The sequence below is a fragment of the Streptomyces lanatus genome (assembly GCF_014655715.1).
GTDB classification, from domain to species: domain Bacteria; phylum Actinomycetota; class Actinomycetes; order Streptomycetales; family Streptomycetaceae; genus Streptomyces; species Streptomyces lanatus.
Genome location: NZ_BNBM01000015.1, coordinates 169805 through 192323, shown reverse-complemented (window position 1 = coordinate 192323; position 22519 = coordinate 169805). Strand labels below are relative to the sequence as shown.

Annotated in this window: 22 protein-coding genes; 14 read left to right on the top strand and 8 right to left on the bottom strand. The window is 70.8% G+C overall.

Annotation, left to right across the window (positions count from 1 at the left end):
* Positions 1-33 precede the first annotated feature (33 nt).
* The 7 genes from IE325_RS32910 to IE325_RS32880 all read left to right on the top strand — a co-directional run bounded on the left by IE325_RS32910 (position 34) and on the right by IE325_RS32880 (position 6614).
* Complete coding sequence (locus IE325_RS32910; RefSeq protein ID WP_190073763.1) at positions 34-489, top strand: Lrp/AsnC family transcriptional regulator; 456 nt, start codon at positions 34-36, stop codon at positions 487-489.
* Positions 490-557: 68 nt separating this feature from the next.
* Positions 558-1721, top strand: a complete 1164-nt coding sequence (mqnE, locus tag IE325_RS32905) for an aminofutalosine synthase MqnE (protein WP_190073762.1) — start codon at positions 558-560, stop codon at positions 1719-1721.
* A 51-nt stretch (positions 1722-1772) separates the two neighbouring features.
* Positions 1773-2297 (top strand): GNAT family N-acetyltransferase, encoded by a 525-nt coding sequence (locus IE325_RS32900; RefSeq protein ID WP_190073761.1) that lies wholly within the window; start codon positions 1773-1775, stop codon positions 2295-2297.
* Between the two features lie 90 nt (positions 2298-2387).
* Complete coding sequence (locus tag IE325_RS32895; protein WP_190073760.1) at positions 2388-2687, top strand: DUF4229 domain-containing protein; 300 nt, start codon at positions 2388-2390, stop codon at positions 2685-2687.
* Positions 2688-2856: 169 nt separating this feature from the next.
* A complete protein-coding gene (locus tag IE325_RS32890) occupies positions 2857-4527 on the top strand; it encodes an SPFH domain-containing protein (RefSeq protein WP_229912168.1) in 1671 nt (556 codons plus the stop codon).
* A complete protein-coding gene (locus tag IE325_RS32885; protein ID WP_190073759.1) occupies positions 4524-5864 on the top strand; it encodes an SPFH domain-containing protein in 1341 nt (446 codons plus the stop codon). Before IE325_RS32890 ends, IE325_RS32885 begins: the two co-directional genes overlap by 4 nt.
* 87 nt (positions 5865-5951) lie before the next feature.
* Complete coding sequence (locus IE325_RS32880; RefSeq protein ID WP_190073758.1) at positions 5952-6614, top strand: TetR/AcrR family transcriptional regulator; 663 nt, start codon at positions 5952-5954, stop codon at positions 6612-6614.
* Here IE325_RS32880 and IE325_RS32875 read toward each other — a convergent pair.
* Together IE325_RS32875 and IE325_RS32870 are read right to left on the bottom strand one after the other, a co-directional pair.
* Positions 6596-7465: a MaoC/PaaZ C-terminal domain-containing protein gene (locus IE325_RS32875; RefSeq protein ID WP_190073757.1), complete on the bottom strand. Its 870-nt coding sequence runs from the start codon at positions 7463-7465 to the stop codon at positions 6596-6598. The two genes, IE325_RS32880 and IE325_RS32875, sit on opposite strands and share 19 nt — an antisense overlap.
* Positions 7465-8943 carry a 3-oxoacyl-ACP reductase gene (locus IE325_RS32870; protein ID WP_190073756.1) on the bottom strand — a complete coding sequence of 493 codons (1479 nt, stop codon included), beginning with the start codon at positions 8941-8943 and terminating at the stop codon, positions 7465-7467. The genes IE325_RS32875 and IE325_RS32870 overlap by 1 nt, the downstream gene beginning before the upstream one ends.
* An 83-nt stretch (positions 8944-9026) precedes the next feature.
* Between IE325_RS32870 and IE325_RS32865 the strand changes: the two genes are divergently transcribed.
* The 3 genes from IE325_RS32865 (at position 9027) to IE325_RS32855 (ending at position 13784) form a co-directional block, all read left to right on the top strand.
* On the top strand, positions 9027-10313 hold the full coding sequence (locus tag IE325_RS32865; RefSeq protein WP_190073755.1) for an acetyl-CoA C-acetyltransferase: 1287 nt from the start codon (positions 9027-9029) through the stop codon (positions 10311-10313).
* Between the two features lie 236 nt (positions 10314-10549).
* A complete protein-coding gene (locus IE325_RS32860) occupies positions 10550-12493 on the top strand; it encodes an AMP-dependent synthetase/ligase (RefSeq protein WP_190073754.1) in 1944 nt (647 codons plus the stop codon).
* A 154-nt stretch (positions 12494-12647) separates the two neighbouring features.
* Entirely contained in the window at positions 12648-13784 is a 1137-nt protein-coding gene (locus tag IE325_RS32855; RefSeq protein ID WP_229912167.1) for a sugar ABC transporter substrate-binding protein, read from the top strand.
* Positions 13785-13788: 4 nt separating this feature from the next.
* Here IE325_RS32855 and IE325_RS32850 read toward each other — a convergent pair whose 3' ends face one another.
* Entirely contained in the window at positions 13789-14682 is an 894-nt protein-coding gene (locus IE325_RS32850) for a LysR family transcriptional regulator (protein ID WP_190073752.1), read from the bottom strand.
* Between the two features lie 276 nt (positions 14683-14958).
* Between IE325_RS32850 and kstD the strand changes: the two genes are divergently transcribed.
* The gene (gene kstD, locus IE325_RS32845) at positions 14959-16716 is read left to right on the top strand and encodes a 3-oxosteroid 1-dehydrogenase (protein ID WP_190073751.1); all 1758 of its coding nucleotides are present in this window, start codon (positions 14959-14961) and stop codon (positions 16714-16716) included.
* On the opposite strand, the gene IE325_RS32840 is transcribed toward kstD, so the two are convergent.
* Genes IE325_RS32840 through IE325_RS32825 form a run of 4 tightly spaced genes read right to left on the bottom strand, consistent with a single transcriptional unit; the run spans position 16713 to position 18685 of the window.
* On the bottom strand, positions 16713-17363 hold the full coding sequence (locus IE325_RS32840; protein WP_190073750.1) for a class I SAM-dependent methyltransferase: 651 nt from the start codon (positions 17361-17363) through the stop codon (positions 16713-16715). The two genes, kstD and IE325_RS32840, sit on opposite strands and share 4 nt — an antisense overlap.
* 40 nt (positions 17364-17403) lie before the next feature.
* Complete coding sequence (locus IE325_RS32835) at positions 17404-17652, bottom strand: glycine zipper domain-containing protein (protein ID WP_190073749.1); 249 nt, start codon at positions 17650-17652, stop codon at positions 17404-17406.
* Positions 17653-17678: 26 nt separating this feature from the next.
* Positions 17679-17975 (bottom strand): AzlD domain-containing protein, encoded by a 297-nt coding sequence (locus IE325_RS32830; RefSeq protein WP_373315266.1) that lies wholly within the window; start codon positions 17973-17975, stop codon positions 17679-17681.
* Between the two features lie 14 nt (positions 17976-17989).
* Positions 17990-18685, bottom strand: coding sequence for an AzlC family ABC transporter permease (locus IE325_RS32825; RefSeq protein ID WP_190073747.1), 696 nt, complete (start codon positions 18683-18685; stop codon positions 17990-17992).
* A gap of 84 nt (positions 18686-18769) precedes the next feature.
* On the opposite strand from IE325_RS32825, the gene IE325_RS32820 reads away from it, so the two are divergent.
* Positions 18770-19318, top strand: a complete 549-nt coding sequence (locus tag IE325_RS32820; protein WP_190073746.1) for a helix-turn-helix domain-containing protein — start codon at positions 18770-18772, stop codon at positions 19316-19318.
* Positions 19319-19422: 104 nt separating this feature from the next.
* Here the strand turns inward: IE325_RS32820 and IE325_RS32815 are convergent, their stop codons facing one another.
* Positions 19423-19626 (bottom strand): cold-shock protein, encoded by a 204-nt coding sequence (locus tag IE325_RS32815; protein WP_003992177.1) that lies wholly within the window; start codon positions 19624-19626, stop codon positions 19423-19425.
* Between the two features lie 321 nt (positions 19627-19947).
* Between IE325_RS32815 and IE325_RS32810 the strand changes: the two genes are divergently transcribed.
* Both IE325_RS32810 and IE325_RS32805 read left to right on the top strand, forming a co-directional pair.
* A complete protein-coding gene (locus IE325_RS32810; protein ID WP_190073745.1) occupies positions 19948-20796 on the top strand; it encodes a menaquinone biosynthetic enzyme MqnA/MqnD family protein in 849 nt (282 codons plus the stop codon).
* A gap of 71 nt (positions 20797-20867) precedes the next feature.
* Positions 20868-22514, top strand: coding sequence for a serine/threonine-protein kinase (locus IE325_RS32805; RefSeq protein ID WP_190073744.1), 1647 nt, complete (start codon positions 20868-20870; stop codon positions 22512-22514).
* Positions 22515-22519: the final 5 nt, after the last annotated feature.

Genomic DNA, 22519 nt, shown 5'->3' with positions numbered 1-22519 from the left:
GTCAGACCTCTTCAGCGGAAGGCTTTCAATCGCATGGACGCGGTGGACAGGCAGCTCATCCAGGCCCTGAGGGAGAACGGCCGGGCCTCCTACGCGGAGCTGGGACGCCTCGTCGGCCTGTCGGGCCCCAGCGTCACCGACCGCATCAACCGGCTGGAGGCGGCCGGAGTCATCACCGGCTACCGCGCCACCGTCGACGCCGCCTCGCTCGGACTCGGCGTGACCGCGCTGATCGGCATCTCGCTCTCCGACGCCACCGACCACGAGGACGTGGCGAACCGGCTGCGGGACCTGGGCGAGATCGAGGACTGCTGGTTCATCGCGGGCGACGACTCCTACATGCTCAAGGTGCGCGCGGCGGACGTCGACGGACTGGAGAAGATCATCCGGCGGCTCAGCGGGACCACGGGTGTCTCCAGGACCCGTACCACCATCGTGTTGTCCACGAAGTGGGAGAACCGGGTGGGCGGGCTGCCTGAGGAGGTCTGAGGAGCCCAGGGGGACGCCCACAGGGCTGGGCGTACGGTTGACGGAGTCTGATCGAGAGAGGTGCACGCATGGATGTCGGGCTCAAGCGTGAGCTGGAGGACAAGGTCAGGGCGGGTGTTCGTCTGACCCGTGAGGACGGCATCGCGCTGTACGAGTCGGACGACCTGGCGTGGCTCGGCGGCCTCGCCCACGAGGTGCGCACGCGCAAGAACGGCGACGTCGTCCACTTCAACGTCAACCGTCACCTCAACATGACCAACGTGTGCACGGCCTCGTGCGCGTACTGCTCCTTCCAGCGCAAGCCGGGGGAGAAGGACGCGTACACGATGCGCATCGAGGAGGCGGTGAAGCTCGCCAAGGCGATGGAGGGCGAGAACCTCACCGAGCTGCACATCGTCAACGGCCTGCACCCCAACCTGCCGTGGCGCTACTACCCGCGCTCGCTGCGGGAGCTGAAGGCCGCCCTGCCGGACGTCTCGCTGAAGGCCTTCACGGCGACGGAGATCCACCACTTCGAGACGATCTCCGGGCTGTCCGCCTCCGAGATCCTCGACGAGCTGATCGACGCGGGCCTGGAGTCCCTCACCGGCGGCGGTGCGGAGATCTTCGACTGGGAGGTCCGGCAGCACATCGTCGACCACCGCACCCACTGGGAGGACTGGTCGCGCATCCACCGCCTGGCGCACGAGAAGGGCCTCAAAACCCCGTGCACCATGCTCTATGGCCACATCGAGGAGCCGAAGCACCGGGTCGACCATGTGATCAGGCTCCGTGAACTCCAGGACGAGACCGGCGGCTTCCAGGTCTTCATCCCGCTGCGCTACCAGCACGACTTCGTCGACATGAAGGACGGCAAGGTCCGCAACCGCCTTCAGGAGCGCACCCAGATGGCGACCGGCGCGGAGGCCCTGAAGACCTTCGCGGTCTCCCGTCTGCTCTTCGACAATGTCCCGCACGTCAAGGTCTTCTGGGTCATGCACGGCGTCCAGACCGCGCAACTGGCCTTGCAGCACGGCGCGGACGACATGGACGGCTCGGTCGTCGAGTACAAGATCACCCACGACGCGGACAACTACGGCACGCCGAACAAGCTGACCCGTGAGGATCTGCTGGACCTGATCCGGGACGCCGGCTTCCGGCCGGTGGAGCGGAACACCCGGTACGAGATCATCCGGGAGTACGACGGTCCGGACGCGGCGCGCCGGGAGTCGCCGCAACCGATGCGTCTCTGAGTGCGACGGAAGTCTCCCCGTCCGCGGGTCGGTAATAGGTACGATGAGCCGGTGTCCCTTACTTTCACACTCGACCCGGCCGTCACTCCCGCCCTGCGTGACGGCATCCTCGACCTGTGGACCGATGTCTCCAACGCGGGCGGAGCCGTCGGCTTCGTCCCGCCGGTGACACCGGAGGAGATCCGGCCGGAACTGGTGCGCCAGTTCGCCGCGATGGCCGACGGAAGCAGAAGGCTCCTCGTCGGCCACGACGAGGAGGGACGGGTCGCCGCGACCGCGTTCCTCACCTTCAACTCGCACCGGCTGATGACCCACTGGATCTGGCTGTACACAGTGATGGTGCATCCCCGCCACCAGGGCCGGGGCTACGGCCGCGACCTGCTGGCGGCCGCCGAGGAAAGCGCCCGGACCTTCGACGGCGTCGACGCGATCCGGCTCACCTGCCGCGGCGGACTCGGTCTGGAGCGCTTCTACGGCTCCTGCGGCTACAAGGAGGTCGGCCGGATCCCGAACGCCATCCGGGTCGCGCCGGGCGACGACCGCGACGACGTCATCATGTTGCTGCCACTGCACTGAGGCCGGTGCCGCGCACCCCCCTGCAAGATCGGGGGCCGACCGTGCTTCACTGGACAGTGGCCCTTTTTGGAATCGGAAGACTGGATTGAGATGCTCCGCTACACGCTGATGCGCCTCGGGATCTTCGCGGGCTGCCTCGTGGTCGTCTGGGGCCTCGTCTACTCCGGCCTCGCCCCGCGCGGCCTCGGCGACTCCAACGGCATGTGGATCATCATGCTAGCCCTGGTGATCTCGGCCCCGATCAGCTTCGTCGTGCTGCGCAAGGAGCGCGACCGCGCGTCCGTCGGAATCGTCCAGCGCGTCGACCGGATGAAGGCCAACCTGGACGCGAACCGCAGCCAGGAGGACTCCGTCGACGACACCGCCCAGGCGCAGGGCCAGGCCTCTTAGCGTCCGGTCGCTTCCGGATCCCGGCAGTACTACCGCCGGGTAACTGTCAAGGGTGCCCCCCTTACCCTTGTCCGGATCATGTTGTGGGATGACTGGAACCACATCGGCTCGACCGGTGTAACACCAGTAGGACCCACGGCCAACGGGCTGGGGAACACAAGGGGGAACCGTGGCACGAGCGCGAGCCCGCGCGAAGCAGGGCGCACAGCGCGTCGCCGACGCCGTCGTATCCGGTACCGATCCGCGGCAGGCCGCGCGGGACGAACTGCGGCGACAGGCCGGCGGACGCGCGGAGGGCGGCACCGAGTACGACGCCGAGGGCTGGGGCCTGGACCCGGCCGACTTCCCGGCCGCCCGGGAGCAGGGCGGCGGCGCCACCGCCACCGTCATGCGGCAGAAGACGGTGCCGCTGGACGAGGCCGGAGAGGCGCTCGGCCGCAGCGAACAGGTGCGTGAGGGCACCGAGATGGTGCACGCCATCTGCCCGATGGTGATGCCCAAGGGCCGCTCGTTCGTCTCCATGCTGCCGGTGCTGTCACTGCTCGTGCTGGGCGTGATCGGCGCGTCGATCGTGGGCGCCGCCGGAGCCGATGTCCTGACCAACCCGCTGTTCGGCGTGCACTACTGGGTCGTCTCGGTCCTCGCCGTCGGCTTCGTGTGGTGGCGCCAGGGCATGGTCATGGTGCCCGACGGCTGCCAGGCGCTGATCACCAAGTTCGGCAAGCTGGAAAAGGTCGTCGGACCGGGCCGGGTCGTGCTGCTGAGCCCGTGGAAGCGGGTGTCGTACATCGTCAACACCACACGCGAGTACCCGTTCAACGCGCCGGTGCGCGAGGCGCCCACCAAGGGCGGCGTGAAGGCGTCGATCGACCTGTTCATCCAGTTCCGGATCAGCGACCCCACCGAGTTCGTCTACACCCTGGGCGCGGTGCGCGGCTTCGAGGAGAAGCTGAGCAACGCCGTCAGCGAGACCATCCGCAGCCTCATCTACGAGCAGGAGGCCGCCGGAATCTACGACATGGTCGGCGAGGACAGCGGCCGTCTCCTGGAACAGCTCAACCAGCAGTTCCGCCCGGCCGTCGAGCTGACCAACGCCAACATCACCCACGCCGAGCCCTCCGACCAGCGCTACCGCATGGACCTGGCGGCGCCCGAGATGGTGCGGGTGGCCAAGGAGGCGTACACCCACGAGTACGCGCTCCAGCTCCGCAAGGAGCAGGACGAGGGCGACCTCACCCGGGAACTGGCCTCCAGCCAGGAGACGCTCTCCGCGATCCAGGCCGACATCGCCCAGTACCAGGCGCAGATGGACACGGCCGTCGAGCGCGAGACCAACCGCGCCGAGGCCCTCGCCCGGCAGCGCTATGTCCAGGCCGAGTCGGAGGCGAAGGCCAACGCGGCCCTCCTGGAGGCCCAGGCCCTCGACATCCGCGCGGTCACGGCGGCGGAGGCGCCGGAGATCCTGGAGTACCGCTACCAGCAGCAGGTCCTGGACACCCTGGAGCAGGTCGCCGACCATCTGCCGCGCCTGGTGCGCATCGGCGGTGCCTCGGACGGCGGCGTCGCCGGGATCGACTTCCTGGAGCTGGCCCGTGAACTGGTCGGCGAGCGCGGCACGGAGCTGTTCAGCGACGAGGACATGGCCGCCGTACGGGCGCGGCTGAGCGAGGTGTCCGAGCGGATCGCCGCGCGTGAGGCGGAGATCGGCGTGCTGCTCGCCGCCGAGCGGCCCACGGTGCCGCAGGTGCCGGAACAGGCCGTGGCGACCGACGTTTCCACCGCGCCCGCCGCATCCGTCTCGACCGACCCGTCCGAGCCCGCCGAGGAGGCCGACCAGTGAGCAGCGCCCGCACCAACCGACGGTCGGTCATCTCCGAAGCCGTCGCCCCCTGGACCGATATCGCACGGCTGCTGCGCGGCGGCGAGGCCGACACCCTGATCCCGGTCATCATCCCCCGCCACCGGCGCCGAGTGTGGTGGATGCTGCCGCTGTGGCTCGGCGTATACGCCCTGCTGACGGGCCTGGTGCTGTCCCTGGGCGAGGCGGACTCGACCGCCGGGGAGCTCGCCTACGGCACCCTCGCCGCCCTCTGCTTCGCCGGCGGTGCCGTCCTGGTGCTGATCGGCGTCCTGTGGTGGTGGCGTTCCTCGATCGTGGAGATCGAGCAGGGCACCCACGGCGTGCTGACCCGCTACGGCGCCGTCACCCGCACCCTGGACGCTGGCCGCCACTATCTGTGGCACCCCTGGTCCCGGGTCGACTTCGTCGTCGACACCGCCACCGAGATCCCGTACTCCGCACCGGTGATGGCCTGCCCCACCCAGGAGAACGTGCCGCTGCGCTCCATCGAGTTCTTCCTGAAGTTCCGCATCACCGACGCTGTGCTGTTCGTCCGCACCATCGGCGCGGGCAATTTCGACCTGGTGCTCTCCAGCGCCGTACAGGACGCGATCCGCCAGCGGGCCCGGAAGATGCGCACCGAGCGGGCCTACGATCTGCGCGGCTCGGACGTGGCCGATATGCAGGAGCTGCTCAACCGCCAACTGTCCGGCTACGGCGTGCGTATCACCGGCTCCAACATCCCGGATGTCCAGCTGCCGACGCAGTACCAGCAGCACCTGGCCACCAGGGAGCGGATCGCCAAGGAGCGCACCGCCTACGATCAGGAGTGGGGCCTGATCCGTAAGCGCCGGATCGACCAGCTGGGTATGGACATCGAGCGGGCCAAGAAGGTGCGGGACGCCCGGATCGTCGAGGTCAGGGCTGCGCTGAACCGGGCCCGCGAAGAGGTGGCCCAGCTCCTGGAGCAGCAGGAGACCAACGCCCAGCGCGTGCGGTTCGAGATCGAGACGCGGGGCCGCAGCGGCCTGATCGCCGCGGAGAACGAGGCCCGCGCGCAGCGCGCCCTCGCCAAGGCCTACCGCGACAACCGCGCGGTCCTGCAGTACGAACTGGCTCGGCGCCGACTGGAGGTGGGCGCCAAGCTCGCCGGCAGGGCCCCGCAGCCGGTGGTCGTACGGACCGACGGCACCGGCGCCGACACCTCGGCCCTGTCGACCCTCCTCACCGCCCAGCTGCTGCCGAGGCTGACGGCCCTGCCGTCCGCGGCCGTGGACGGGCAGCCGTGGATGGACCGGGTGGCACGACTCGCGGACGATGTGAGCGGCGACGAGTAGGGACGAGAGGGACGAGTAGGCAGGAGTAGCACAGTGGTTGGCCGCGGGCCGGGTGGGATCGCCCTCCCGGCCCGTACGCTAATCGGCATGGGTGCTGTCAAGACCAAGCGGATGCCGCGGGCCGTCCGTGAGCAGCAGATGCTGGATGCCGCCGTGCGGACCTTCGGGCAGCGCGGGTACATGGCCGCGTCGATGGACGAGATCGCCGAACTCGCCGGCGTGTCCAAGCCGTTGGTGTACCTGTATCTGAACTCCAAGGAAGATCTGTTCACCGCCTGCATCCGCCGCGAGGCCGCCGCGCTCACCGCGGCCGTGCGCGCCGGCGTCCGGCGCGAGCTGCCCGCCGACCGCCAACTCTGGGAAGGCCTCGGCGCGTTCTTCGCGCACACCTCGCTGAACCCGGACGGCTGGTCCGTGCTGCACCTCCAGGCCCGCACCCATGGCGAGCCGTTCGCCTCCGAGGCCGCCGCGATGAGGGCGGAGATCGTGGCGTTCGTGACCCAGCTGATCCTCGCCGCCGCCCGCGAGGCGCACCGCGACCCCGACTTCCCCGAGAGCGATGTCGTCGGTCTCGCCGAGGCCCTGGTGGGGGCCGCCGAGGCGCTCGCGGACTGGGCCAACGCCACCCCGGGCGTGACGGCGCGACAGGCGGCGGCCACCTTGATGAACTTCGCGTGGTCCGGGCTGGGCAACCTGATGGACGGACAGCCCTGGACACCGCCGGACGCCGCTCACGAGGCGAGCGGATAGACCTCCCCGGCCACATGCAGCCGGTCCGCGCCGCCCCGCAGCTCGAACCGGCCACCCTCGGCCGCGTAGGTCACCGTCCCCGGCAGCAGCACCGGCGCCCGGAACCGGGCGTCCACCCGGACCCGTTCGGGCACCCCGTGCGCGGCGAGACAGCGGGCCACCGTCCACATGCCGTGCGCGATGGCCCTCGGGAAGCCGAACAGGCGGGCGCTGAGAGGGTGCAGGTGGATGGGGTTGCGGTCGCCGGAGGCGGCGCCGTAGCGGCGGCCGACATCACCGGCGAGGCGCCACTCGGCGACATCGGGCAGCGGCTTGCGCACGTCCTGCGCCGACTCGGAAGCCTCAGCGGCCTCCGCGATCGTGGGGGCCTGGCGTGACGTGCGATGCCGAGCCAGATACGTACTCCTCGACTCCCACACGACCTCGTCACCGGCCCGCAGCTCGGTGATCACGGCGGCTTCCGTGCCGCGCCGATGCGGCGCCAACCCGTCGACCCGCACGGAGAGTTCGTACTCCCCGGTGGCCGGGAGAGCTGTGTGCTGGGTGATCGAGATCGACGTGTGGACGAGCCCGAGCAGCGGCAGCGGGAACTCCCGGCCGCTCATAAGCCGCATCGCCAGCGGAAAGCCCAGCACATGCGGATACGTCACCGGCAGGGCGTCCTCCCCGGTGGGGAAGCCGCACACCCTCTCGTACGAGGACAGCCGGGCGAGGTCGATGCGAAGTCCCGGCAGAACGAGGCGGGTACGCGGGAACTCGGCGTCGGGCCCCGGACGTTTGAAGAGTGACAGCAGGGCGCCCTGCGTGAACAGCGGCGGAAGGGAAGGAGCACGGGTGAGGACGAGATCCATCAGGCCCCCAGAAGGCTCTGGCCGCATACGCGTACGACCTGCCCGTTGACGGCTCCTGAGCCCGGGTCCGCCAGCCACGCGGTCGTCTCGGCGACATCGATCGGCAGCCCGCCCTGCGCCAGCGAGTTCATCCGCCGCCCCGCCTCCCGGATGAACAGCGGGACGGCGGCGGTCATCCTCGTCTCGATGAAGCCCGGCGCGACCGCGTTCACCGTCACCCCGTGCTCAGCCAGAGCACGCGGCGCCAGTGAGCGGACCAGACCGGCGATGCCCGCCTTGCTCGCACCGTAGTTGGTCTGCCCGGCGTTCCCGGCCAGCCCCGCGATCGACGCCGTCGCCACGATCCGGCCGCCCCGCCGGAGCGTCCCGCCGGCCAGCAGCGCGTCCGTCGTGCGCAGCACACTCGCGAGATTGACGTCGAGCACCGAACTCCAGCGCTCGGCGGGCATGTTGACCAGCCGTCGGTCACGGGTGATGCCGGCGTTGTGCACCAGGACGTCCAGTCCGTCCGGCAAGGCGTCCGCGATGCGCGCGCCGGCGTCGGGGGCGGTGATGTCGAGCGCGAGCGCGATGCCGCCGAGCCGGTCGGCCACCCGCCGGGCATCCTGCTCGGCTGACGGCACATCGAGCACGACGACCCGGGCACCGTCCCTGGCCAACGTCTCGGCGACGGCCTCACCGATACCCCGCGCGGCACCGGTGACGAGGGCGATGCGACCGGCGAGGGGGTGCTCGGGGTCGGCGGGGGAGCGGTCGGGGACGCCGGGCACGGCACCGGCGGCGCGCGGCGAACCTGCCTGGGTCGAGCCTGCTTCGGTCGAGCTTGCCTTGGCCAAGCCCGCTTCGGCCAAGCCCGCCCTGGTCGAGTCCGCCTCGGTCGAGCCCGTGTGGGCCGAGCCAACCGCGGCCGTCCCGACCCCGGTCGTGCCCACCTCGATGACCTGCCCACTGACATAAGCCGACTTGGGAGAAAGGAGGAAACGGAGAGTCGACCCGGCGGCGGGTGCGTCCGTCAGGCGGATGAGGTTCACGGTCCTGCCCCGGCCGACCTCCTTGCCGAGCGAGCGCGTGAAGCCCTCCAGGGCCTGCTGGACGGCGGCCTGGTGATGGTCGGCGGGGTCGAGGGGAGCGCCGAGGACGACGATCCGGCCGCTGTCGGCGACCGACCGCAGCACCGGGTGCAGGGCGGCGTGCACCTCGGCGAGCGTCTCGACGTCCCGGACCCCGGTGGCGTCCAGGACGACGGCGGCGGGCTTCTCGGCGGGGGCCGTCAGTTCGGGTCCGGTCGTGGTCAGGGCCAGGTCCGTCGAGGCCAGGTCCAGGTCCGACTTGCCGGCGGTCAGCAGGAGCCGGGCGCCCTCCAGTGCGGGCCTCTGTGGTGACCAGCGTTTGAGGGCCGCGGGTTGCGGCAGTCCGAGCCGGCGGGTGAGGAAGCGGCCGGGCGCTGTGCCCGTGAAGCTCAGATAGCGGTCGGCCATGTGCCACTCCCAGTGCTCCGGTACTGACTCCGGAGTAAGGTTACCCGAGGTAAGTCCATGGTGGAGGTGAGGAGAGGGTGGAGATGAGCTCCCTGTTGGCGCCGGCGGTCCGGCGCGTGGCGGTCATCGGCGGCACCCGTATTCCGTTTGCCCGCTCCGACGGCCCGTACGCCACCGCGTCCAACCAGGACATGCTCACGGCGGTGGTCGACGGCCTGGTCGAGCGGTACGGGCTGGGCGATCCGGGCATGGTCGGTGAGCTGGTCGCCGGGGCGGTGCTGAAGCACAGCCGTGACTTCAATCTCGCCCGCGAGACCGTGCTCGGCTCGAAGCTGGACGCGCGTACGCCCGCGTACGACATCCAGCAGGCCTGTGGCACCGGACTTCAGGCCGTCATCGCCGCCGCGAACAAGATCGCGCTCGGTCAGACCGAGTCGGCGATCGCGGGTGGCGCGGACACGGCGAGCGACGCGCCCCTCGGCGTCAATGACGAGCTGCGTCGCATCCTGCTGGAGGCGCGGCGGGCCAAGTCGCTGGGCGGGCGGGTCAGGGCGCTGGCCCGGGTGCGGCCGTCCCACCTCGTCCCGGACATCCCCCGCAACGCCGAGCCGCGCACCGGGCTCTCCATGGGCGAGCACGCCGCCGTCACGGCCCGTGCCTGGGGCGTTTCCCGGGAGGCGCAGGACGAGTTGGCGGCGACGAGCCATCGGCGGTTGGCTGCGGCGTACGAACGCGGCTTCTTCCAGGACCTGGTCGTGCCCTTCCGGGGTCTGGAGCGGGACCAGAATCTGCGGCCCGGTTCGACACCGGAGAAACTCGCCGGGCTGAAGCCGGTGTTCGGCCTGGACAGGGACGACCCGACGATGACGGCGGGCAATTCGACGCCGCTGACGGACGGGGCGGCGGTGGTGCTGCTGGCGAGCGAGGAGTGGGCGGAGCGCAGAGGGCTGGAGCCGCTGGCCTACCTCACGGCGTACGAGACGGCGGCCGTGGACTTCGTACGGGGTGATGTCGCCGATGGTGAGGACGGGCTGCTGATGGCACCGGCGTACGCTGTCCCGCGCATGCTGGAGCGTGCCGGGCTCGGCCTCGCCGACTTCGAGTTCGTGGAGATCCATGAGGCCTTCGCCTCCCAGGTGCTGGCCACGCTGGCGGCGTGGGAGAAGCGGGGGCTCGACCCCGTGGAGCGGGCTCGGCTGAATGTCACCGGCTCGTCGCTGGCGACCGGTCATCCCTTCGCGGCGACCGGTGCGCGGATCGTGGCGACGCTGGCCAAGACGCTGGCGGAGCAAGGGGGTTCGGGGCGCGGGCTGATCTCGGTGTGCGCGGCCGGCGGGCAGGGGGTGACCGCGATCCTTGAGCGAAGGTAAGGATCAGGTGAGGCGAAGCTGAGTACCCCTCACATAACCCCCGAGGTTGCACATACCCGGCTCCGTACCACCGCCGAACCCGCACAACCCCCACACGCGCGAGCCGTACGATCACCTGCCTAACCAGCGGTAACCCCTTTCCGCAGGCCTCCGCAGGTGAACGCCATGGTGCGCGAGGCACGTACCTCATGCAGCAAGCAGTTTTCTCCGCTGCAAGCCCGTCGCAGGAGCCGCCCGTGTCGACCTCGCTTCCGTCCTTCGCCCCCTCGGCCGCCTACGACGACGCCCCCGGCCCGAACCTCGTACAGCCCGAGACACGGCGGCTGGACGGTGTCGTGCGGGAGGCGTACGTACCGCCGTTCGCGCCGTCGGTGACCCATGGCTCCCTCGGGGATCTGCCGTTCGACAACGCGGCCGCCGCACCCGACGCCGTGGTGCTCAGCCGCAGGGCGGAGGACGGGCGGTGGGTGGATGTGACGGCGGCTCAGTTCGCCGAGCAGGTGCAGGCGGTGGCGAAGGGGTTGATCGCCGAGGGGATGATGCCCGGCGACCGGATCGCGATCATGGCCCGCACGGTCTATGAGTGGACGCTGCTCGACTTCGCGGCATGGGCGGCCGGGCTGGTGACGGTGCCGGTCTACCCCACCTCCTCCGTCTTCCAGACGCGTTGGATCCTCCAGGACTCCGGCGCGGTGGCCCTGGTCACCGAGACCAGTGCCCAGGCGGCCGCCCTCGGCCCCGAGCTGGACCGGGTACCCGATCTGCGGCACATGTGGGTGATGGACAAGGGCCACGTCGAGCGGCTGGGCGAGCTCGGCGCGCAGCAGCCGGACGGGGAGGTGGGCGTCAGGCGGGGCATGCTGGTGCCCGACACGCTGGCGACGCTGATCTACACGTCCGGTACGACGGGCCGCCCCAAGGGCTGCGCCCTGACCCACGGAAATTTCTTCGCCGAGGTGGACAACGCCGTCGAACTGCTCTACCCGATCTTCAAGACCCGGACCAGCGAAGAGGCCTCGGTGCTGCTCTTCCTGCCCATGTCGCATGTCTTCGGACGCATGGTGGCCGTCGCGTGCATTCGGGCCAGGGTGCGCCTCGGCCACGCGCCGAGTCTGAAGGCCGAGGAACTCCTCCCCGACCTGGCGGCATTCCGCCCCACCTGTCTCCTCACCATCCCCTACATGCTGGAGAAGGTCTTCAACAGAGCCCGCGCCAAGGCCGAGACCGGCGGCCGTGTCTCCTCCTTCGACCGCGCGGCATCGGTGGCCGAGCGCTACGGCGAGGCGCTGGAGGCCAAGGCGGGCGGCACGGGATCGGGCCCGGGCGCGGCGCTGAAGACGGCCCGCGCCTTCTACGACCCGTTGGTCTACCGCCGTATCCGCAACGCGATGGGCGGCCGCGTGAAGTACGCGATCTGCGGCGGCTCCCCCCTCGGCCGGCGCCTCGCCGCCTTCTACGCCGGGGCGGGCATCGAGATCTACGAGGGCTACGGCCTGACCGAGACGACGGGCGCGGCCACGGTGACACCGCCGCTCAAGCCCCGCCTGGGCACGGTCGGTTGGCCGCTCCCCGGCACCCGTATCCGTATCGCCGCCGACGGCGAGATCCTCATCGCCGGTGACCAGGTGCTGCGCGGCTACTGGGACCCGGCCGCGGGCGGCGTCGTCCCGGCGGCCGCGGACGGCTGGCTGCCCACGGGAGACATCGGCGCCCTCGACGACGAGGGCTACCTCACCATCACCGGCCGCAAGAAGGAACTGCTGATCACGGCCGGCGGCAAGAGCGTGGCCCCGGCGCCCCTGGAGAACTGGCTGCGCTCGCACCCGCTGATCTCCCAGTGCATGGTCCTCGGCGACCGCCGCCCCTATGTCTCCGCCCTGATCACCCTGGACATGGACGGCGTCACGCACTGGCGCCGGATGAACGGCAAGCACTCCGTCCCCGCCGAACTCCTCGTGGACGACCACGAGTTGAAGGCGATCCTGCAACGCGCCATCGACGAGGCGAACAAGCTGGTGTCCCGCCCGGAGTCGATCCGCCGCTTCACGATCCTGCCGACGGACTTCACCGAGATGGACGGCCATCTGACCCCGTCGATGAAGCTGCGCCGGGAAGCGGTGATGCGGGACTTCGCGGCGGAGGTGGAGGGGTTGTACACGAGCGACACCGACCGTGGATAGCGGCTCGGCCGCCGTCGATCACCACCTCGCGGGCACCGTCGCGGAAAACGGTTGCACTCTCGTTACGACAACCGCTTGACGTGACATGGCGTCCCCGCGTTGGCTACCGCCAACCCGGGTAGCACCGCCGCTCCTCCGCTCGGAAGGCCCAGTAGTGAACGCTCGTACCCCCCACACCTCCCCCGCGCACCGCATAGGCACGGCCCTCCTGGCCTGCGCCTCGGCCCTGTCGCTCACCGCCTGCGGTGTCATCGACGGCATCGGAGGCGGTGACAGCTCGGCAGCGCCGGAGAAGGGGGACGACATCACGGTGGGACTGCTGCTGCCCGACAAGGACACGGCACGTTTCGAGAAGTTCGACTACCCGCTCATCAAGAAGGAAGTCGGCACGCTCACCAAGAACAAGGGCAAGGTCGTCTACGCCAACGCCGAGGCGAGCCCCGAGAAGCAGAGCCGGCAGTTCCAGCAGATGATCTCCGACGAGGTGGACGTCATCCTGGTGGACGCGCTGGACTCCAAGGCCATCGCGTCGGATGTGCAGAAGGCGAAGGACGCCGGCATTCCGGTCATCGCCTACGACCGTCTGGCCCAGGGGCCCATCGACGCCTATGTCTCCCACGACAACGAACTCGTCGGCGAGGTCCAGGGCCGCTCCCTCGTCGAGGACCTCGGCTCCAAGGCCGCGACGAGCAAGGTCGTCATGATGAACGGCGACCCCGCCGACCCGAACACGGGACTGGTCAAGAAGGGCGCCCTCGGCGAGCTCGACGGCCAGGTGAACATCGTCAAGAAGTACGACACCGACAAGTGGTCGCCCGAGGCCGCCCAGGCCAACATGAAGAAGGCGATCGCCTCCGTCGGCATCGGCAACATCGCCGCCGTCTATTCGGCGAGCGACGGCTTGGCGGACGGTGTCATCAAGGCCTTCAAGGAGGCGGGCGCGAGCAAGATCCCGCCGGTGACCGGGCAGGACGCGAACCTGGACGCGGTGCAGCGGGTCGTCTCGGGCGAGCAGTTCATGACCGTGTACAAGTCCTTCCTGCTCGAGGCGACCAACGCCGCGAAGATGGCCGTGTACAAGGTCCAGGGCCGCGACATCGAGTTCGACGCGCTCACCCAGGACTCGGTCGACAGCCCCACCCAGGACGACATCCCGGCACAGCTGGTGTCGGTGGTCGCCCTCACGAAGAACAACATCGAGGAGACGGTGATCCGGGACGGCGTCTACACCGCCGACCAGATCTGCACCCCCGAGTACGCGGCGGACTGCGCGGCGATCGGACTGAAGTAGCCGCTCAGGGCCGGGTGCGACAGCTCTCCACCAGGTCCGCGAAGGCCCGCGCCGGCGGGCTGAGCGCCTCCCAGCGGCGCACGGCCCAGCCGACCGGCAGCGGCCGCAGCCCGGGGACGGGGACGAGCCGCAGATCGCCGTCGCCGGGCACCCGCAGCCCCGGCAGCGCGGGCACCACCGCCCGCCCGACCCCCAGCTCGGCCAGCAGCAGCGCCGTGTCCCAGTCGGCGACGCTCGTGTCGTGCGCGAACCGGACGCCCGACTCGGCGCAGGCGGCGTCCAGATGAGCCGCCGAGGCCGAGTTCGGCGGCAGCCGGATCAGCCGTACGTCCGCCAGATCGGTGCCGGCGTCGACGTACGGCCGCAGGGCCAGCGGATCGTCGGCCCGTACCGCGAGGACCCACGGCAACTCCACCACCGGCCGCTGCTCGATACCGCGCACCGGCGGGCCGAGGGTGATCCAGGCCAGGTCGAGCGTGCCGTCGGCGAGCGCGTCGAAGCTGCCCCGGCCCGAACTGACCGTGCGGAACTCCAGGTTGACCCGGGGATGGCGGCGCCGGTACGCGACGACGGCCTCCGACATGAAGTGCCGTACGGTCGTCGCCCCCGTCGCCACCCGTACGGACCCGCTGTCGCCGTCGAGGAGATCCCGCAGCTGTCGTACCGCGAGGTCCAGCCCGGATATCCCCTCGGCGGCGGCCGCCTCCAGCACCCGCCCCGCCTGCGTGGGCACCACGCCCCGGGGCTGGCGCTCCAGCAGGGCGACGCCGGTCTCCCGCTCCAGCCGTTTCACATGCTGGCTCACCGCGGACTGGGTGCAGCCCAGCTCCCGCGCCACCGCGCTGAGACTTCCGGCCCGGCACACGGCCACGAACACCCGTAGGTCATCGAGGGTCATGACCTCCAAGTTAATGCTTGGGTCCGATGACAAATCCCAAGGATTGACTGGGCTTTGCCCGATGGACGACGATTTCGGAAGGGCCCGGGCGGCAACCCGCTCCTCGCCTCCGCCGGAGTCCGGACCATGGCGGGGGAGGGGGGCGGGTGCCGACCCACCGCGCATGTCGCACGTCAACTGCCGTGCTCCGCGCTTGACTTCACAAGGCATCCGCGTCACATTCGCATTTCTGACACACCCTCAGAAATGCGGAGCCGTCCAGGCGGGAGCTGGCCCATGACCATCAGCGCGCACCCTTCCCGAAGACACGTCCTCGCCGCCGGTGCCGCGGGCACGGTCACGGCCTCCCTCGGGCTCACCGCCGCCCACGCGGCCGACCTGCCCCTGCTCGGCACGTACGACGTCGTGGTCGTCGGCTCCGGGGCCGCCGGCATGACCGCCGCGCTCACCGCCGCCCGGCAGGGCCTGAGCTGTGTGGTGCTGGAGAAGGCGCCCACCTTCGGCGGATCCGCCGCCCGGTCCGGCGCCGGGATCTGGATCCCCAACAACTCCGTGCTGCTCGCGGCGGGCGTACCGGACACCCCAGCGAAGGCCGCCGCCTATCTCGCCGCCGTCGTCGGCCCGGACGTGCCCGCCGACCGGCAGCGGGCCTTCCTCGCCCACGGCCCGGCGATGCTCTCCTTCGTCATGGCGAGCAGCCCCCTGCGCTTCCGCTGGATGGAGGGGTACAGCGACTACTACCCCGAGCTGCCAGGCGGCCTGCCGAACGGTCGCTCCGTCGAGCCCGACCAGCTCGACGGCAACCTCCTGGGCGCCGAACTTGCCCGGCTGAACCCGCCGTACATGGACGTGCCCGCCGGCATGGTCGTCTTCAGCGCCGACTACAAGTGGCTCGCCCTGGCCGCGGTGAACCTCAAGGGGGCCGCGGTGGCCGCGGAGTGCCTCGCGCGGGGCACGGCGGCGGCGCTGCGCGGGGAGAAGCCGCTGACCATGGGGCAGTCGCTGGCGGCCGGGCTGCGACTGGGGCTGCGCTCGGCCGGGGTGCCCGTGTGGCTCGGCACACCGCTGAGCGACCTGTATGTCGAGGGCGGTGCCGTGAGCGGAGCGGTCGTCACCCGGGACGGTGCTCCCGGCCTGGTTCGCGCCCGCCGCGGCGTCATCGTCGGCTCGGGTGGCTTCGAGCACAACGCGGCGATGCGCGCGCAGTACCAGCGCCAGCCCATCGGCACGGACTGGACGGTCGGCGCGAAGGAGAACACCGGCGACGGCATCCGGGCCGGTCAGCGTCTGGGCGCCGCCCTCGGCCTCATGGACGACGCCTGGTGGGGCCCCGCGATCCCGGTTCCCGGCCAGCCGTACTTCTGCCTGGCCGAACGCACCCTCCCCGGCGGCCTGCTGATCGACGCCGGCGGCACCCGCTTCGTCAACGAGGCCGCGCCCTACAGCGACGTCGTCCACACCATGTACGACGTCAACGGCACCGACCCCGCCATCCCGTCCTGGCTGATCGTCGACCAGAACTACCGCAACCGCTACCTCTTCAAGGACGTCCTGCCGGCCCTGCCGCTGCCCGCCGACTGGTACGCCTCGGGCACCGCGCACAAGGCCTGGACCCTGGATGCGCTCGCCGGCTCGATCGGCGTCCCGGCGGCGGCCCTGCGCACCACGGTGGACCGCTTCAACTCGCAGTCCCTGAAAGGGAAGGACCCCGACTTCCATCGGGGCGACAGCGCCTACGACCACTACTACACGGACCCGTCCGTGCTGCCCAACTCCTGCCTCGCCCCGCTCTGGCTGCCCCCGTACCACGCCTTCCGTATCGTCCCCGGCGACCTCGGCACCAAGGGCGGCCTCGTCACGGACGCCCGCGCCCGGGTACTGCGGGAGGACGGCTCCGTCATCCGGGGCCTGTACGCCGCGGGCAACGCGAGCGCGGCCGTCATGGGGCACAGCTATGCGGGCGCGGGCTCGACGATCGGGCCGGCGATGACGTTCGGGTACATCGCGGCGAGGGACCTGGCGGGGAGCCTTTAAGCCGCCGGTTTCCGGGCGATCAGGAACGCCTGCGGGACCGTCTCGTCCAGCGCCGGGTCCGGCTCGCGGACCGTACGGGAGACGAGGGCGAAGCCGGCCCTCGTCAGCAACTCGACCATGTCCTCCGGCCGCCGCCGCTGGAAGGTGAGTGCGACCGGGTGGCCGAAGGGCCGGTCGTGGTGCCGGTGTTCGTCGCCGGCCTGGAAGGCGACGAACAGCGGCGCGCCCGGGGCCAGCACACGGTGGAACTCCGCGAAGAGGGCGGGCAGCCGGTCCACCGGTGTGTGGATGGAGGAGTAGAAGGACAGCGCGCCGGCCAGTGCCCCGTCTTCCAGGTCCAGTTCCATCATCGAGCCCTGCTCGAACCGCAGCCCCGGGTTCTCGCGGCGGGCGATCGCGAGCATCGACTCCGACAGGTCCAGCCCGAACACGGGCAGCCCGAGACCGGCGAGGCGGGCGGTCGTGCGACCGGGGCCGCAGCCGAGGTCGGCGACCGGGCCGTCCCCTTCCACGAGTTCGGCGAACATGGTCAGGAGCGCCCGCTCCAGCGGCCTTCCCACCAGCTCGTCCTGGAAGAGGGTCGCGTAGTCCTCGGCGATGGCGTCGTAGAAGGTGCGGGTGGTGGTCAGGAAGTCTGCGTCGGTCATGGCCGGGGACCCTAGCGAACGCCACTGACAAGGCCGACGACTATGCGCCGTCCTGCTCTTCCGGTTCGCCGCCACCGCCGCGCGCCGCGCTCGCCCCGATCGCGGTGCCGATCGCGAGACCCGTGCACATCCCCAGGGCGAGCCCGAGCCCCAGGTCGAAGACGGTCATCCCCAGGACGAGTCCGATGGCCGTGCCGAAGGAGATGCCCAAGGACATCCCCATCGCCAGCCTGTTGTTGGCGGGGGTGCCGCCGCTTTCCCCGTGATCGTTCTCTTCACCGCTTGTCACCTGGTGATTTTCCCAGCCGGGTCGGCTCAGGCCAAGCCCGCCGCCCGCAGTACCGCCGTGACCCCCGCCGCCCCGAGGACCACCACCGGGAACGGCGCCCTCCGCCACGCCAGCACACCCCCGACCAGCACCCCGGCCGGCCGCGCCCACCCAGCGAAGCCCCCGCCCTCGGTCAGCGCCCCCGTCGCCAGCAGCGCCACGAGCAGCACCACCGCGGCCGCCGCCAGCAGCTCCTGGACCCGCGCGGGCAGTTCCACCCGCCCGTGCAGCGCCGGGCCGACCAGCCGGAAGGCGTACGTCCCGACCGCCAGCGCCAGGATCATGGCGACCGTGGCGTTCACGCCGACGCCTCCTTGCGGCCGTACCGGACCAGCCCCGCCAGCGCCAGCAGCACCGGCACCCCCGCCGGGACGGCCGGTGTCACCGCGAGGGCCACCGCGGCGCCGAGCAGCGCGCAGCGCCGGACGCGGGCGTCGGTGCGCAGGGTCGGCAGGACCAGAGCCACCAGTACGGCAGGGAAGGCGGCGTCGAGTCCGTACGTCGCCGTGTCGCCGAGCGCGGTTCCGGCGAGCGCGCCCACCAGGACCCCGGTGTTCCAGGCGGCGAACAGACCGAGCCCGTTCACCCAGAAGGCCGCCCGGCGTCGTACGGGATCCGGCTGGGCGAGGGTGAAGGCCACCGTCTCGTCGGTGACGAGGTGGGCGCCGAGGAGACGGGCGAGACGGCCGCGGCCACCGAGGACATCGGAGACGGCCAGGCTGAAGGCGGCCGTACGGGTGTTCAGGAGCAGCCCGGTGGCAGCCGCGGCCAGCGGTCCGCCCCCGGCCAGCAGTACGCCGACCGCGCTGAACTGCGCCGACCCCGCGTACACGACCAGCGACATCACCACCGGCACCCAGACCGGCAGCCCGCCCGCGACCGAGATCGCGCCGAAGGAGAGCCCGACGACACCACTGGCCAGCCAGACCAGTGCACTGTCGCGCACCAGGGGTGCCATCATCGGTGTCATCGGTGTTCGGAGAAGCGAACGCATGTTTTCCAGAATGAACGCGAGGGTGCCTGTTCGTCAAGGCGAACGAACGTACCCGCAGAACGAACAGAACGGGAAGTGAGCCGCATGAGCGAGCCCCTCACGTGGATCGCCGCCTCCCTGCGCCGCGAGCGCACCCGGGCCGGACTGTCACTGTCCGAGCTGGCCAAACGGGCGGGGATCGCGAAGTCCACGCTGTCCCAGCTGGAGACGGGCGGTGGGAACCCCAGCGTGGAGACGCTGTGGGCGCTGGGGGTCGCGCTCGGGGTGCCGTTCAGTGTGCTGGTGGAGCCGCCGACACCGGCCGTACAGGTGATCCGGGCGGGCGAGGGGCCCACCGTCGCCTCCGAGCGGGCGGACTATGTGGCGACCCTGCTCTCCGCCAGCCCGCCGGGCGCCCGCCGGGACCTCTACCACCTGCGCGCGGAACCCGGCCCGGCCCGGGTGTCGGAGCCGCACATTCCGGGGAGTGTGGAGCATCTGATCGTCGGCACGGGGCGGGTGAAGGCGGGGCCCCGGGGCGAGGAGGTCGAGCTGGGGCCCGGCGACTACATGGCGTATCGCGGTGATGTGCCGCACTCGTACGAGGCGCTGGCGCCCGGGACGACGTTCGTGCTGGTCATGCAGCACATCTAGCCCGCCAGGCGCAAAAGGCAGGAGCCCCGTCGCCTTGCGGCGCGGGGCTCCTTGGGTACTGCTATCTGTTCCGGATCAAAGCACCAGGCTCCGAGACCGAATGATCAGACGGGGGTGACGTTCTCCGCCTGCGGGCCCTTCGGGCCCTGGGTCACGTCGAAGGAGACCTGCTGGTTCTCCTCCAGCGAACGGAAGCCGCTCGCGTTGATCGCGGAGTAGTGAACGAAGACGTCGGGGCCGCCGCCTTCCTGGGCGATGAAGCCAAAGCCCTTTTCGGCGTTGAACCACTTCACGGTTCCGGTAGCCATAAGCCCTCCTTGGGCCCAAAGGGTTGCCCTGCTCCAGAACCCTGCAAGTGTGAAAACAAAGTCCCGCACAACTGCATACGTCTGAAAACGACGAGAGCCCGCGGTTACATGCTCCGCAGGCTCTGTACTGCAAGGGAAACCAAACTGCAACTTGCGGCGAGCCTAGCACGCGGGCAGCCGAAAGCAATAGAGGTCAAGATCACGTCACTCGGACGTTTGAAGCCCCGTGTCGGGATTGACGGTGAGGTGGTGACCTGGGTGTCACCGGAGAGTCGCCACCCTGAGGGCTGCACGCTACCTCATAGGGTCTAGCCTCGCGATGTGGACAATTCCCGCACTCGGCCGCGCGTAGGCCACATCCAGTTCCTGAACTGCCTGCCCCTGTACTGGGGCCTCGCGAGAACGGGCACCCTGCTCGACTTCGAGCTGACCAAGGACACGCCGGAGAAGCTCAGCGAGCAGCTGGTCCGGGGCGATCTCGACATCGGGCCCATCACCCTCGTCGAATTCCTGCGCAACGCCGACGACCTGGTCGCCTTCCCCGATATCGCGGTCGGCTGCGACGGCCCGGTGATGTCGTGCGTGATCGTCTCCCAGGTTCCGCTGGACGAGCTGGACGGTGCCCGCGTGGCCCTCGGCTCGACCTCGCGCACCTCGGTGCGCCTGGCCCAGCTCCTGCTCGCCGACCGCTACGGCGTACGGCCCGACTACTACACCTGCCCGCCCGACCTCAGCCTGATGATGCAGGAGGCGGAGGCGGCCGTACTCATCGGAGACGCCGCGCTGCGGGCCAACCTCCTCGACGGCCCGCGCTACGGCCTGGAGGTGCACGATCTCGGCTCGCTCTGGAAGGAGTGGACCGGGCTGCCCTTCGTCTTCGCGGTGTGGGCGGCCCGCCGGGACTATCTGGAGCGCGAGCCGGTCATCACCCGCAAGGTCCACGAGGCGTTCCTCGAATCCCGCAACCTCTCCCTGGAGGAGGTCGGCAAGGTCGCCGAGCAGGCGGCCCGCTGGGAGGCCTTCGACGAGCGGGTGCTGGAGCGGTATTTCACGACCCTCGACTTCCGTTTCGGCGGCCCGCAGCTGGCGGCGGTCGCGGAGTTCGCGCGACGGGTGGGGCCGACGACGGGATTTCCGGCGGATGTGAAGGTGGATCTGCTCCAGCGCTGAAGGGTGCGACGCGCGCCCATTAACCTGCTGGGGAAGGGCCGCGAGGCCGTACGGGGGAGGGGTGGACGCCGATGCAGCCGCTCGGAGTGGACGAGCCCACGGTCGTCGGGCCGTACCGGCTGCTCGGCCGGCTCGGCTCCGGCGGCATGGGACGGGTGTACCTGGGCCGCAGCGCGGGCGGCCGTACGGTCGCCGTGAAGATCGTGCATCCGCATCTCGCCCTCGACGAGGAGTTCCGCGCCCGGTTCCGCCGCGAGGTGGAGGCGGCGCGACGGGTCGGCGGCGCCTGGACGGCGCCGGTGCTGGACGCAGGACCGGACGCGGCGGTGCCATGGGTGGCCACGGCGTACGCGGCGGGCCCGTCGCTGTCGTCCGCGGTCGCCGACTCGGGCGCGCTGCCCGCGCATTCGGTACGGGCACTGGGGGCGGGGCTCGCCGAGGCGCTCGCGGCCGTGCATGAACTGGGCCTGGTGCACCGGGACGTGAAGCCGTCGAACGTCCTGCTCACCCTGGACGGTCCGCTCCTCATCGACTTCGGTATCGCACGCGCCATGGACGGCACGGCGTCGCTCACCTCGACGGGCGTGTCGGTGGGCTCGCCCGGCTACATGTCGCCCGAGCAGATCATCGGCAAGGGCGTCAATGGAGCGGCCGACGTCTTCTCGCTGGGCGCGGTCCTGGCGTACGCGGCGACCGGCGAACCGCCGTTCTCCGGGGACTCCTCGGCGGCCCTGCTCTACAAGGTCGTCCACGAGGAGCCCGAACTCGGCTCGCTGGACGGCGAATTGCGGGAACTGGTGGCCGCCTGTCTGGCCAAGGACCCCGCCGCCCGGCCCACACCGGGTGAGGTGGGCCGCCGGCTCGCTCCGGACGGGGCGGCCCGGCTGGTGGCGGGCGGGTGGCTGCCGGGAGCGCTGGTCGAGCAGGTCAGCCGGGGTGCGGTACGGCTGCTGAACCTGGACGTGGCGGAGGAGGCCGCGTCGGGTCCTGTGGCCTTCAGCCGTCCGGCGACGGTGGGGGAGTTCGGGCCGCCGCCGGTGATGCCGGCTTCCCTGCCCCAGGCGCCCGCCGCCGTACCCGAACCCCGTGACGCCGCCCCGCCCCAGGACGCCGTCCCGGCTGCGGACCAGCGCCCCGGCAAGCTCTCCGTGTCCGTCGCGGCGGCCTCCACGCCGGGGGAGGGCGGGCGTGGGCGGAGGCTGAGCTGCACGGTGGCGTTGGCGGTCGCGGGGGCCATGGCGGCGGTGACGGTGGGATCGGTGTTCCTGTTCGACCTGCTGCCGGGGCGGGACCAGGACACCAACGCGGGGGCCGACACCGCCTCGTCCCCGGCGCCCAGCAAGGAGGCCACCACCCCGGCCGGGAACTCGGTGCCCGCCCGCTACCTCGGCACCTGGGAGGGCAAGGCCACCGTCCTCGACGGCGCCCTGTCGGCGGGCACCTTCCGGCTCACCGTGCACAAGGCCGAGGTCGGCGACGAGGTCGGCACCCTCCGCCAGACCGACCTGATCGGCGGTGCCTGCAATGACGTACTCACCCTGAAGCAGGTGACCGCGAAGGAGCTCGTCGTCACCTCCGTGGGCCGCGAGACCAACCACGGCGGCTGCAACCCGAAGCCGCACACCGTCCGGATCATCCCGACCGGCGACGACCTGCTGTACCGCTCGGAGAGCGACGCGGAGGGCAATCCCGAGGCGCGGCTGTCGAAGGTCGAGTAGCGGTG